This window comes from Nocardia sp. NPDC050175 (assembly GCF_044459885.1).
Lineage (GTDB): Bacteria > Actinomycetota > Actinomycetes > Mycobacteriales > Mycobacteriaceae > Nocardia.
On the sequence record NZ_JBITJI010000002.1, the window covers coordinates 79,869 to 92,915 of the forward strand.

A 13,047-nucleotide genomic window follows, 5' to 3' on the forward strand; every position below is an offset into this window, starting at 1 on the left:
AGGTTACCCGCAGTGAAACCGCAGTATGCGGTGCCGTTGCACAGAGCGCTCGGACGGACGACGTCCGGCCGCCGCACCTTTAAGGAAGGAACACTCCGATATGACCACCGAGGCCTACATTTACGAGGCCATCCGCACTCCGCGCGGCCGCGGCAAGAAGAACGGCTCGCTGCATTCGGTCAAGCCGATCGACTTGACTGTTGGTCTGATCCAGGAGCTGCGCGGCCGCTTTCCGAACCTCGACGAAGACCGGATCTCGGATCTGATCCTCGGTGTCGTCAGCCCCGTCGGTGACCAGGGCATGGACATCGCCCGCACCGCGGTGACCGTGGCGGGCCTGCCCGACACCGTCGGCGGCTTCCAGCTCAACCGGTTCTGTGCCTCCGGCCTCGAGGCCGTCAACCTGGCCGCGCAGAAGGTGCGCTCCGGCTTCGACGACCTGGTCCTGGCCGGCGGCGTCGAGTCCATGTCCCGCGTGGCGATGGGCTCCGACGGCGGCGCGTGGGCGCTCGACCCGGCCACCAACTACGACACCTACTTTGTGCCGCAGGGTGTTTCGGCCGACCTGATCGCCACCATCGAGGGCTTCAGCCGCGATGACGTGGACGCCTACGCGGTGCGCTCGCAGGAGCTGGCCGCCAAGGCCACCACCGGCGGCTACTTCGCCAAGTCGGTCGTCCCGGTCAAGGACCAGAACGGCATCATCGTGCTGGACAAGGACGAGCACATGCGTCCCGGCACCACCGCCGAGGACCTGGCCAAGCTCAACCCGTCCTTCGCTGTGATCGGTGAGATGGGTGGCTTCGACGCGGTCGCGCTGCAGAAGTTCTACTTCGTCGAGAAGATCAACCACGTGCACCACGGTGGCAACAGCTCGGGCATCGTCGACGGTGCCGCGCTGGTGCTCGTCGGCACCGAAGAGGCGGGCAAGGCCTCCGGCCTGACCCCGCGTGCGCGCGTCGTCGCGACCGCGACCAGCGGCGCCGACTCGACCATCATGCTCACCGGCCCCACCCCGGCCGCCAAGAAGGCGCTGGCCAAGGCGGGTCTGACGATCGAGGACATGGACCTCGTCGAGATCAACGAGGCGTTCGCCTCCGTCGTGCTGAAGTTCCAGAAGGACCTGAACGTCCCGGACGAGAAGCTGAACGTCAACGGTGGCGCGATCGCGATGGGCCACCCGCTGGGTGCCACCGGCGCGATGATCACCGGCACCATGGTCGATGAGCTGGAGCGCCGCAACGGCCGCTACGCGCTGATCACCCTGTGCATCGGCGGCGGCATGGGCGTCGCCACCATCATCGAGCGCGTCTAACCCCAACCGACAGCTGAGAATCAAGGGAGACACAGAGCTGTGACCAGCACCGAAACCAACATGATCGGTTGGGAGCAGGATTCGGACGGCATCGTCACGCTGACGATGGACGACCCGAACCAGGGCGCCAACACGATGAACGAGCTGTACAAGACGTCGATGACCGCGACCGTCGAGAAGCTCGAGGCCGAGAAGGACAACATCACCGGCGTGGTGCTGACCTCGGCGAAGAAGACCTTCTTCGCGGGCGGCGACCTGAAGAACATGATGCAGGTCGGCCCGGGCGACGGCCAGGGCGTGATGGAAGAGCTCTTCACCATCAAGGACGCGCTGCGCCGCCTGGAGACCCTCGGCAAGCCGGTCGTCGCCGCCATCAACGGCGCCGCGCTCGGCGGTGGCCTGGAGATCACCCTGGCGACCCACTACCGGATCGCCGCGGACGTGCCGGGCGTGCAGCTCGGCCTGCCCGAGGTGAGCCTCGGCCTGCTGCCCGCCGGTGGCGGCGTCACCCGCACCGTGCGCATGCTCGGCCTGCAGAACGCGCTCATGCAGGTGCTGTTGCAGGGCAACAAGTACCGCCCGGGCAAGGCCAAGGAAATCGGCCTGATCAATGAGGTCGTCGGCTCGGTCGAGGAACTGGTGCCCGCCGCCAAGGCGTGGATCAAGGCCAACCCCGAGGGTGGCGTGCAGCCGTGGGACAAGAAGGGCTACAAGATCCCCGGTGGCACCCCGTCCACCCCGGCCTTCGCGGCGAACCTGCCCGCGTTCCCGGCCAACCTGCGTAAGCAGCTCAAGGGCACCAACATGCCTGCGCCGCGAGCGATCATGTCCGCCGCGGTCGAGGGCGCGCAGGTCGACATCGACAACGCCTCGCTCATCGAGTCGCGCTACTTCGTGCACCTGCTCACCGGCCCGGTCGCGAAGAACATGATCCAGGCGTTCTTCTTCGACCTGCAGTCCATCAACAACGGTGGCTCGCGGCCGAACGATGTGCCGAAGAAGGACATCAAGAAGATCGGCGTGCTCGGCGCGGGCATGATGGGCGCGGGCATCGCGTACGTCTCCGCCAAGGCCGGCTACGACGTCGTGCTCAAGGACGTCACCATCGAGGCGGCCGAGCGCGGCAAGAACTACTCCGAGAAGATCGAGGCCAAGGCCCTCTCGCGTGGCAAGACCACCGAGGAGAAGTCCAAGGCGCTGCTGGGCCGGATCACCCCGTCCGCTGACGCCAAGGATTTCGACGGCGTCGACTTCGTGATCGAGGCCGTCTTCGAGAACACCGAGCTCAAGCACAAGGTGTTCCAGGAGATCGAGGACATCGTCACCCCGGACGCGTTGCTTGGCTCGAACACCTCGACCCTGCCGATCACCGGTCTCGCCGCCGGTGTGAAGCGCAAGGAAGACTTCATCGGCATCCACTTCTTCTCGCCGGTCGACAAGATGCCGCTGGTGGAGATCATCAAGGGTGAGCAGACCTCGCCCGAGGCGCTGGCGCGGGTATTCGACTACACCCTCGCGATCAAGAAGACCCCGATCGTCGTCAACGACAGCCGCGGTTTCTTCACCTCGCGCGTGATCGGCACCTTCGTCAATGAGGCCATCTCCATGCTCACCGAGGGCATTGAGCCCGCGACCATCGAGCAGGCCGGTCTGCAGGCGGGCTACCCGGCCGCGCCGCTGCAGCTGTCGGATGAGCTGAACCTCAAGCTCATGCAGAAGATCGCCAAGGAGACCCAGGAGGCCGCCGAGCACGGCGACACCACCATGGGCAAGAAGCGGCACCCGGCCCAGGACGTCATCGACTACCTGGTGTCCGAGGGTCGTCCGGGTCGCCTGGAGAAGGCCGGCTTCTACGAGTACGACGAAGACGGCAAGCGCACCGGCATCTGGCAGGGCCTGCGCGATCACTTCAAGACCACGGCGGACTTCACTGTCCCGCTGCAGGATCTGATCGACCGCATGCTGTTCATCGAGGCGATCGAGACCCAGAAGTGTTTCGACGAGGGTGTGCTGGAGACCACCGCCGACGCCAACATCGGCTCGATCTTCGGCATCGGCTACCCGGCCTGGACCGGTGGTGTGCACCAGTTCATCGTCGGTTACCCGGGCGGTCAGGCGGGCTTCGTGGCTCGCGCCGACGAGCTCGCCAAGACCTACGGTGAGCGTTTCGAGGTTCCGGCCTCGCTGCGTAAGTAGTCACCAACGGTAAAGCCCGCCACCGCGTTTCGCGGTGGCGGGCTTTCGCCGTTTTCGGGGCTATTCGGCGGATTCGGGTGCTGTTCACCTGTTGGTACCGCATTGTGGATAGCGTGAAGCGCGTGAGACGTGGACAGGCACGACGTGGGCAAGCTCTGGTGGTCGCGAGCATCGCGGTGGCGCTCGGCGTAGCGCCCGCCGCCGCGGCGCCGGACGCGCGCCCCGCGGTCCGGCTGCTCGGCGAGCAGGTGGTGCCCAACGATCTGGTCTTCCAAGACACCGCGGTCGGTGGCTTATCCGGGATCGACTTCAATTCCCGCACCGGCGATTACGTGCTGATCAGCGACGACCGTTCCGAGCGCGATCCGGCCCGGTTCTACACCGCTCGCTTCCCGGTGGGCGAAAACGGTATCGGCCCGGTGACTTTCACCGGCACTCGGCCGCTGCTTACCGCCGGGGGCGTGGCCTACGGCCCGAAGTCGGTGGACCCCGAGGAGATTCGGGTCGACCCGTGGACCGGTGACTACTTCTGGACGCAGGAGGGTGAGCGCACCGATACGGTGCTCGCCGACCCCTCGGTCCGGGTCGCGCGGCCCGACGGTACCTTCGCGGCCGAGCTGCCGATTCCGAACAACGAACGGATGCAGCCGAATTCGGGTCCTCGGCAGAACCTGGCGCTGGAGGGCGCGACGTTCACCGCCGGTGGCGCGCTGTTCGTGACCTCGGTGGAAGGCTCGCTGCTGCAGGACGGTCCGCTCGCCACAACGACGGCGGGCGCGACCTCGCGGCTCACCGTGCAGGCGCGGTCCGGCCAGCTGCTCGCCCAGTACGCGTACCCGATGGAGCCGGTGTTCGCCGAGTCCCGTCCCCAGCCCGATCTCGGCATGAACGGCATCTCCTCGATTCTGGCCGTCGACCCGGTGGATCCGTCGAAGATCCTTGTCCTGGAACGCTCTTTCGTCTTCGGCGTCGGTAACAAGATCCGGATCTACGAGGCCGACCTGAGTGCCGCCACCAACGTGCTGGACGCCCCGCTCGGCAACGCCCGCCCGGTCACCAAGCGCCTGCTGGTCGACCTGGCCGACGTCGGCCTGCGCAACATCGACAACGTCGAGGGCATGACCTGGGGCCCGCGCCTGCCCTCCGGCGAACGCACGCTGATCCTGGTGAGCGACAACAACTTCGCCGACAACCAGATCACCCAGTTCATCGCCCTCGCCGTCCGCTAGGACCTCGCACCGCACCGCCCGCGATCTGCTGCGGGCGGTGCGTCGTTGAGCCGCAAGTAATTCCGGCGTTGCCGAGTTACTCGGCGCGCAAATCCTCGGTCGCGTCGCGGAACGCGTCGGCGGCACGATTGAAGTAGTCGAACAGCACTTCGCGCTGTTCGGGCGTATAGCCGCCGACGATTTCGCCGATCCGACGGCGGGCCGGTGCCAGTGCCGCGTCCAATTCCGCTGGCGTGCCGACCAATTCGACCAGTACCTTGCGCCGATCACCGGGCACCGGCACGCGCCGCACGTAACCCGCGGCTTCCAGGCGATCGATCAGCCGTGTTGTCGGACCGGTGGTCAATCCGCTGCGCGTGCCGAGTTCGCCCGGCGTCATCGGCCCGGTCAACTCCAGGATGTTCAGCGCATATAGATCGGTCGCGCCCAGGTCGACGGCCCGTGCGCCGGCCTGTCCGTGCAGCATCACCGCACTCAAATACCGCTGATAGACCTTGCTCGCATCCGATCGCGCGGGGGGTGTTGACACGGCGGACCTCCATCTCGTAATCTCTTCCTCAACGAAGAGACTTCTTCAAAGAAGAAAGCTCCTCTGAGAAGAGAATCTACCACGGAGGCCATCATGAGCAGCAACAACGTCGACCAGCAGAGCCAGGAAATCCGCACCGTCTTCGCCGAAATGGTCGCGGCCTGGGGTCGCGGCGACGCCGACGCCTACGGCGCGGTCTTCACCGAGGACGCCACCTACACCGCCTGGTTCGGCACCCTCTTCCAGGGCCGCGCCGACATCGTCGAATCCCACCGTGCCCTGTTCGACAGCTTCCTGAAGGACACCAAGATGGCCGAGGACGTCGTGGACATCCGCCTCTACGGACCCGACACCGCGGTGGTCAACAGCCGAGGCGACCTCTACAAGGGCAGCCCGAAGACGCCGGACCAGCTGGGCAAGGTGCAGACCTACACGCTGGTCCGCCAGGACGGGCAGTGGCTGATCGCCAGCTTCCAGAACACCAAGCGCAAGAAGCTCATGGAGCGCTTCACCTTCCGCTTCGCCCCCGGCGCCCGCCCCGCCGCCCAGCGCTGACGTCACCCACCAAGCAACTAACGGAGAAAAGCCATGAACACCACCGACATTCAGACCGTTACCGTCAAGGCCAAGCCCCGCCGCCGCACCGTCGCCCGCGTACTGGCCGCCTCGGCCATCACCCTCGGCGTCGCCGCGGGCGGCGGCTATCTATACCTGGACAAGACCTCGGACGTGCACAACCTCGGCACCACCGAATGCAGCACCATCACTCCGTCCGGCCCCGCCGCGACACCCCAATCACTGCATGAGGTCTGCGCTCTCCTCGACGATCTCACCGAGGCTTGGGGCCGCGGCGACGCGGACGCCTACGGCAAGCTGTTCACCGAGAACGCCACCTACACCAGCTATGTCGGCACGCACTACCAAGGCCGCGCCGATCTCACCGAGGGGCACCGCGCCCTGTTCGGCGGCTTCCTCAAAGGCACCAAGCTGGCCGACTCCTTCCTCGACATCCGGTTCTACGGCGCCGACACCGCCGTGGTCACCAGCCGAGGCGACACCTACAAGGGCGACCGCAAGAAGCCCGAGGACCTGTCGAAGACGCAGACCTACACGCTGGTCCGACAGGCGGGTCGCTGGGAAATTGCGTCCTTCCACAACACCAAGCGGCAGAATGTTATGGAACGAATCTCGTTCCTGATCGCACCGGACACCAGGCCCGCGCTGGAGCGCTGAGCTGGGCGAATTAGGGGGAAGGTTGAGGTGGAAAAGATCCTGTTCCGAAACTTCTCCCACCGGATGCCGTGCCCGCGCTACGTTGGAGTATGCGCAGACATATCGGACATCGCGCGGGGTTTCGGGTGATGTCCGTCGGTCGGCGCGCTTATTGGTCGCCGGTGACGCCGATTCGATATGAGTTCGAGGTGGTCACGTGAATCCACGGACGCAGACGGGGGAAGTCGGCCCGGACTCGACTCCGGCCGACTCGGATACCCAGCGCCACCCGCTCATCGGGATCGCCGACGAGCTGGAGGCGATGGGCCTGTCGGAAGCGAAGGAGATCGGCCGGGGCGGCTTCGGCGTGGTCTACCGCTGTATCCAGCGGGCGCTGGAACGTGTGGTCGCGGTGAAGGTGCTCTCCTCCGAAATCGAGTTGGAGAGCCGCGAGCGCTTCCTGCGCGAGGAACAGGCCATGGGCCGGTTGTCCGGCCACCCGAATATCGTCGACATCCTGCAAGTGGACGTCACGCTGAGCGGGCTGCCGTTCATCGTCATGCCGTACTGCACCCGTGGCTCGCTGGAACAGGTGATCCGCGATCAGGGCCCGCTCACCTGGGCCGATTCATTGCGGGCCGGGGTGAAGCTGGCGGGCGCGATCGAGAGCGCGCATCGCGCCCAGATCCTGCACCGCGACGTGAAACCGGCGAACGTCCTGCTCAGCGGCTACGGCGAGCCGCAGCTGACCGACTTCGGCATCGCCAGGATCCCCGGCGGTTTCCAGACCTCCAGCAGCCTGATCACCGGTTCGCCCGCGTTCACCGCGCCGGAAGTGCTCAAGGGCGACGACCCGACCATCCGCTCCGATGTCTACGGCCTCGGCGCGACGCTGTTCGCGCTGCTCACCGGGCACGCCGCGTTCGAGCGGCAGGCGGGGGAGAAGGTGGTCGCGCAGTTCCTGCGGATCACCACCCAGCCGGTGCCGGATCTGCGCGCGCACGACATCCCACCGGATGTGGCCGACGTGATCCAGCAGGCCATGTCCACCGACCCCGACGAGCGGCCGCCGTCGGCCTACGACTTCGGGCAGCTGCTGCGCGCGGTGCAGCGCGACCACGATCAGATGCCCGACGAGATGGCGCTGCTGGAAACCATCGCCGCGCCCGAGCCGATGGCACATCCCGCCGAATCCTCGGCCTCGACCAAGTCCAGGCCCGCGGTGACGGCCCGGCGCAGCTGGCCGCTGACGCTGCGCCCGGCGCTGACCGCGCAGACCGGCACCACCGGCTCGGCCACCACCTTGCCGCCGACCGCGGCCACCAAGTTCCGCCCGCCGACCCCGGCTCGCGAACCGGTCCCGCGTCCGCGACTGCTCGACATCCTGCGGGCGGGCGGCCGGCGCAGGCTCGCCGTGATCCACGCGCCCGCCGGTTTCGGCAAGAGCACCGTGGCCGCGCAGTGGCGCACCGACCTGACCGACCGCGGCATCCCGGTCGCCTGGATCGGCATCGATCGCGACGACGACAACGAGATCTGGTTCCTCGCCCATCTCATCCAGGCGATCCGCCGGGTCCGCCCGGACGTGGGCGCGGGCCTGGATCAGGCGCTGGAGGAACGGCCCGCCGACGCGGGCGCCTTCGTGATCTCCACGCTCATCGACGAAATCCATGCCAGTGGCAGCACGGTCGTCGTGGTCATCGACGACTGGCATCGGGTCACCGACGCGGGCGCGCACCGGGCGATGGAAGCGTTGCTGGACAACGGATGTCACCATCTGCGCTTCGTGGTGACGAGCCGGGAGCAGTCCGGCCTGCCGACCAGCCGGATGCGGGTGCACGACGAACTGGTCGAGATCGGCTCCGCCGCGCTGCGCCTGACCACGGAGGAGACCAACGAGATCCTGGTGCAGCACCACGGGTTTCCGCTCAGCGACACCCAGGTGGAGCAGATCCACGCGGCCACCGACGGCTGGCCCGCCGCCATCCAGCTGGTCAGCCTGTCGCTGCGCGGCAATGCCGACCCGGCACAGCTGATCGCCAATCTGTCCGAGGGCAATCACGGCATCCGCGAGTACCTCGCCGAAAACGTCTTGGACACACTGGAACCCAGGATGCTCGACTTCCTGATGTCGATCTCGGTGACCGAGCGGGTGTGTGGCTCGCTGGCCGCGGCGCTGTCCGAGGACGCGGGCGCCGAGCAACTGCTGGAGCAGGCCGAGCAGCGCGAGCTGTTCCTGCGCCGGATCGTGCACGACCCGGAGTGGTTCCGGATGCAGCCGCTGTTCGCCGAACATCTGCGGGCGCGGCTGGAACGCGCCCAGCCGGGTCGGCTGAAGTCGTTGCACCGCAAGGCGGCCCGCTGGTACGCCGAGCATCAGCTGCTGCGCAAATCGGTCGATCACGCGCTCGCCGCCACCGATTTCAAGATGGCCCTCGATCTGCTCGAGACCGGCGGCATGGACCTGATCGACCGGTCCCGGTTGGCGACGCTGCTCGGCTCGGTCTCCAAACTGCCGATGCAGCAGGTGGCTTCGCGGTCCAAGCTGTTGATGGCGGTGGCCAGGGCCAACGTGAACCTGCAGCAGTCCGGCGCGGCCCGGACGGCGCTCGGCAGGCTGTCGAACATCCTCGCCCGCGGCTCGGCCACCGACGAGGACGTGAGTCAGCAGCGCTGCCAGGCCGCCGTGATCGGCGCCGCCGATCAGATCGCCCGCGACCACACCGACGGCGTGCTCGACCGGGTCGCGGACTGCCTGAAGAAGCCGGACGAGCTGCCCGCCTGGACCGTGTCGACCGCGGCGAATCTGACCTCGTTCGTGCGACTGTGCGAGTTCGACTTCGACGGTGCCCGTGCGATCCAAGACTGGGCGGCGCCCTACCACGCGCGGTCCAAGGATCCACTCGGCGCGGTGTTCGGTCTGTGCGGGCGCGGCGCGGCCGCCTACGAGCAGCTCGACATCGCCACGGCGACAGAGTGTTTCCAGGAGGCGTGGCAGGTCGCCAAGCAGCGGTCGGGCCCGCGCTCGCACTCGCTGCGGGTGGCCTCGGCGATGCTCGGCGAATTGAACTACCGCCGTGGCGATCTCGACACCGCCGACCGGCTGCTCGACGAGAGCCATCAGCTGGTCGCCAGGGTCGGCCCGGTGGACTTCCTGATCTCGACCTTCGTCATCGGCGCCAGGGTCAAGGCGGTGCGCGGCGACCTGTTCACGGCCGCGACCAGGCTCGACGAGGGCGCGCGGATCGCCAACGACAACAGGCTGTTCCGGCTCGCCGCGCACATCCGCGCCGAACGGCTGCGGCTCGGCCTGCCGATCGATGACACCGACGATCAGTTCGGGGGCACCGAATCCCCTTCCGCGCCACTGCATGCGGGCCACCGGATGACCGGCGCCGCGGTGCTCACCGCGGAGGCCGAGGAGGTCGCCGCGATCCGCACCCTGCTGGCCAAGGGCCGGATCGGCTCGGACGATCGCGCGGTCCGCCGGTCGCGCGCGCTGCACGGCCGGATGCTCGACAAGGGCCGTCCCCGAGCCCAATTGGACGCGTCGCTGCTGCTCGCCGAATGCCTCGCCGCCTCGGGCTGGGTCGGCGAGGCCACCGGCCTGCTGCTGCCCGCGGCCGCCACCTGTGTCGAACTCGGTTGGACAAGGCCACTACTCGACGCGGGCCCGGGCGTGGTCTCCATCCTGCGCGTGCTGCGCGCCGAAATGCCTTCCGCCGCAGCACATACCGGCGACATAGAACTGCCCGCCCTATTCCTGGATGAACTCCTGGACTAGGACGGGCAGCGCTGCGAAAATTACGGCTGCCACCACGGGCGCAGCGGGACCGTCCAGTCGCCGTCGGCCGGTAGTTTCACGCCGAGCACCTGGTGCAGCTGGACCACGTTGCGCTGGAAGCCGAGTCGGCAACCCGCCATGTACAGGCCCCACACCTTCGCGGTGCCCTCGCCGACCTCCGCGACGCACGCGTCCCAGTTCGCGACCAGGTTCTTGCACCATTCGTGCAGGGTCAGCGCGTAGTGCTCGCGCAGGTTCTCCTCGTGCAGCACCTCCAGGCCGGTGTTCTGGATCTCGGAGATGATCCGGCCGGAGCCGATCAACTCGCCGTCCGGGAACACGTACCGGTCGATGAAGTCGCCGGCCTTGGTGGTCCTGGTGTTGTCCGGCCTGGTGATGCTGTGATTCAGGAACAGGCCGCCGTCGCGCAGCTTGGTCTTGATGTAGTCGAAGTAGTACGGGTAGTTGTGCACACCGATGTGTTCGGTCAGCCCGATCGAGGACACCGCGTCGAACTCGCCTTCCGCGATGTCGCGGTAATCGGAGTGACGCACCTCGGCGAGCTCGGACAGGCCCTGCTCGGCGATCTTCTGCTGCGCCCACTCGGCCTGCTCGGCGGATAGCGTCGCGCCGATCACCTTGACGCCGCGCTTGGCCGCGTAGCGGACCATGCCGCCCCAGCCACAACCGATGTCGAGCAGCCGGTCGCCTTCCTTCAGCCGCAGCTTCTCGAAGACGAGGCGATACTTGTTCTCCTGCGCCTGTTCCAGCGTCCAGTCCTCGTCGCCGTAACACGCACAGGTGTAGGTCATCGACGGGCCGAGCACATACTCGTAGAACTTGTTCGAGACGTCGTAGTGGTGATGGATCGCCTCGGCGTCGCGAGTCTTGGAGTGCCGCAGGCCTTCCAGCGCGATCCGGCGCCAGCGCGGCAGCGTCTCCTGCGGCGGCGGCGCGATCGGCTTGAGCCGCTCCCAGCCCAGCGAGCGGGCGATGGTGACCAGCGCGAGCGCGGACGGGCGGTGGAACTTCAGCCCGTCCATCGCCGCGAGAATGTCGTAGGGATCGCCGGGATGCACCCCGTCGGCGGTCATGTCGCCGGAGATGTAGGCGCGGGCCATGCCGAGATCGCCGGGCGCGGTCGCCAGGTAGTTGATGCCGCGTGGCGTCTTGATGTCCAGCGCGTACTTCGAGTCCTCGGGACCGGTCGCGCTGCCGTCGTAGGCGGTCAGCCGGATCGGTACCTCGCCGTCGATCAGCGTCTCGAAGATCTCGGCAATGCTGAGTTTGGCTCCGAGGTCACCTAAGACGTCGGAACGGTCCTTGAATGTCGTCATTTGCGTTGCACCGCCTTCGAATACAAATCCAGCAGCCGCTGGTCTGGGTCGTAGCGTTTCTTCAATTCGGTGTAAATGTTGCCGCCGTACAGCGCCGCGAACTCATCTTTGTCGTAGTAGGAATCGGAGTACAGCGACTTATGTCCGTCGAAGTCGGTCACGGTGCGCTCGATCGCACGGTTGGCCGCTCCTTCCTGCTGTCCGGGCACGGTGGGGACGGCGGACCAGAACCCGACGTTGACATACGTCCGGTTCGGCTCGAGGGGATACAGCGGCCAGGTGCGCTCGGTCGTCGCGGGCGCGTCGGTCTCGCGCAGCCGCAGCGGGCACAGCCAGATCGGCTCGATCGGAATCTCGCGCAGGAACCATTCGACGAAGTCGGCGGTGCGGTCCACCGGCACCTCGATGTCCTGCACCACGCGCTCGCGCGGCGGGTTGCCCTGCCGGGCCTCCAGCTTGTCGGCGATGTTGTATTTGTGGTCGAGCGCGATCAGCTTCCAGTAGAAGCTGCTGCGCCGGTAGCGCTTCGGCCAGAACCGGCGGATCTTCGGGTTCTGCGTGCCGAACGCGCGCGAGCACCAGAACCAGTCGGTGTCCCAGCGCCACAGGTAATCGTGGATGGTCAGGCGGTCGCGCTTGGGCACTGCGTCGTCATGCTGGATGGACCGGTAGAAGATGTCCATGTCCGTGTAGTCGCTGACCGGTCCGGGCTCGTCGGTCTGGCGGCCGAGGGTCAGGTAGCTCTCGTCGGCGGTGAACACCACGCCGTCGAGGTAGTCGACCCGCTCGCCGTCGTAGGTCTTCTCGTCGACGATGGTGGCCAGGGTCCGCTCCAGCTCGCGCAGATCGTGGAAGCGCAGGTGACGCAGGGCCACGTACGGCCGCACCGTCTCCAGCTCGATCTTCAGCCGGACCGAATAGCCGAGGGTGCCGTAGGAGTTGGGGAAGCCGCGGAACAGGTCGGCGTGCTCGTTGTCCGGGGTGGCGGTGATGATCTCGCCCGACCCGGTCAGGATGTCCATCTCCAGCACCGACTCGTGCGGCAGGCCGTTGCGGAACGAGGTCGACTCGATGCCGAGGCCGGTCACCGCGCCGCCGAGGGTGATCGTCTTGAGCTGCGGCACCACGAACGGCGCGAGGCCGTAGGGCAGGGTCGCGGCGACCAGGTTCTCGTAGGTGGTCATGCCTGCCACGTCGGCGGTTTTCGCCACCGGGTCCACCGTGATCACCTGGGCCAGCCCGGATACGTCGAGGCCGGGCGCGGGGTTTTTCGCCCTGGCCCGGAACAAGTTCGAGGTCTTCTTCGCCAGCCGCACGTTCGCGTCCCGGGGAATCGCGCGATAACTCGCCAGGAGTCGGTCCACTCCAGCCCGATGCGCGGCAAACCCGGATTCGTGCGCGGCCGGAGCGTGTCCGGCCTTCCCCAACAGACTCACTGCCACCCC

Annotated in this window: 9 protein-coding genes; 6 read left to right on the forward strand and 3 right to left on the reverse strand. The window is 67.1% G+C overall.

What is annotated here, in order from left to right; all coding sequences use genetic code 11:
- Positions 1–100: 100 nt before the first annotated feature.
- The 3 genes from ACIBK2_RS05945 (at position 101) to ACIBK2_RS05955 (ending at position 4,740) form a co-directional block, all read left to right on the forward strand.
- The gene (locus ACIBK2_RS05945) at positions 101–1,315 is read left to right on the forward strand and encodes an acetyl-CoA C-acetyltransferase (RefSeq protein WP_357379893.1); all 1,215 of its coding nucleotides are present in this window, start codon (positions 101–103) and stop codon (positions 1,313–1,315) included.
- A 60-nt stretch (positions 1,316–1,375) separates the two neighbouring features.
- Complete coding sequence (locus tag ACIBK2_RS05950) at positions 1,376–3,511, forward strand: 3-hydroxyacyl-CoA dehydrogenase NAD-binding domain-containing protein (protein WP_396965818.1); 2,136 nt, start codon at positions 1,376–1,378, stop codon at positions 3,509–3,511.
- Between the two features lie 122 nt (positions 3,512–3,633).
- Complete coding sequence (locus tag ACIBK2_RS05955) at positions 3,634–4,740, forward strand: esterase-like activity of phytase family protein (protein WP_396964217.1); 1,107 nt, start codon at positions 3,634–3,636, stop codon at positions 4,738–4,740.
- Positions 4,741–4,816: 76 nt separating this feature from the next.
- On the opposite strand, the gene ACIBK2_RS05960 is transcribed toward ACIBK2_RS05955, so the two are convergent.
- Positions 4,817–5,269, reverse strand: a complete 453-nt coding sequence (locus ACIBK2_RS05960) for a MarR family winged helix-turn-helix transcriptional regulator (RefSeq protein WP_396964219.1) — start codon at positions 5,267–5,269, stop codon at positions 4,817–4,819.
- A gap of 93 nt (positions 5,270–5,362) precedes the next feature.
- Between ACIBK2_RS05960 and ACIBK2_RS05965 the strand changes: the two genes are divergently transcribed.
- The 3 genes from ACIBK2_RS05965 (at position 5,363) to ACIBK2_RS05975 (ending at position 10,265) form a co-directional block, all read left to right on the forward strand.
- The gene (locus ACIBK2_RS05965) at positions 5,363–5,824 is read left to right on the forward strand and encodes an SgcJ/EcaC family oxidoreductase (protein WP_396964221.1); all 462 of its coding nucleotides are present in this window, start codon (positions 5,363–5,365) and stop codon (positions 5,822–5,824) included.
- 33 nt (positions 5,825–5,857) lie between these two features.
- Complete coding sequence (locus ACIBK2_RS05970) at positions 5,858–6,502, forward strand: SgcJ/EcaC family oxidoreductase (protein WP_396964223.1); 645 nt, start codon at positions 5,858–5,860, stop codon at positions 6,500–6,502.
- Between the two features lie 196 nt (positions 6,503–6,698).
- A complete protein-coding gene (locus tag ACIBK2_RS05975) occupies positions 6,699–10,265 on the forward strand; it encodes a protein kinase (RefSeq protein WP_396964225.1) in 3,567 nt (1,188 codons plus the stop codon).
- Between the two features lie 20 nt (positions 10,266–10,285).
- Here the strand turns inward: ACIBK2_RS05975 and ACIBK2_RS05980 are convergent, their stop codons facing one another.
- Complete coding sequence (locus tag ACIBK2_RS05980) at positions 10,286–11,602, reverse strand: class I SAM-dependent methyltransferase (RefSeq protein ID WP_396964227.1); 1,317 nt, start codon at positions 11,600–11,602, stop codon at positions 10,286–10,288.
- On the reverse strand, positions 11,599–13,038 hold the full coding sequence (locus ACIBK2_RS05985; RefSeq protein WP_396965820.1) for an FAD-binding oxidoreductase: 1,440 nt from the start codon (positions 13,036–13,038) through the stop codon (positions 11,599–11,601). Before ACIBK2_RS05985 ends, ACIBK2_RS05980 begins: the two co-directional genes overlap by 4 nt.
- Positions 13,039–13,047 lie beyond the last annotated feature (9 nt).

Excerpts from the sequence above, each read along its gene's own strand:
- ACIBK2_RS05945 (WP_357379893.1), top strand. The coding sequence starts at position 101 with ATGACCACCGAGGCCTACATTTACGAGGCCATCCGCACTCCGCGCGGC.
- ACIBK2_RS05950 (WP_396965818.1), top strand. The coding sequence starts at position 1,376 with ATGATCGGTTGGGAGCAGGATTCGGACGGCATCGTCACGCTGACGATG.
- ACIBK2_RS05965 (WP_396964221.1), top strand. The coding sequence starts at position 5,363 with ATGAGCAGCAACAACGTCGACCAGCAGAGCCAGGAAATCCGCACCGTC.
- ACIBK2_RS05970 (WP_396964223.1), top strand. The coding sequence starts at position 5,858 with ATGAACACCACCGACATTCAGACCGTTACCGTCAAGGCCAAGCCCCGC.
- ACIBK2_RS05980 (WP_396964227.1), bottom strand. The coding sequence starts at position 11,602 with ATGACGACATTCAAGGACCGTTCCGACGTCTTAGGTGACCTCGGAGCC.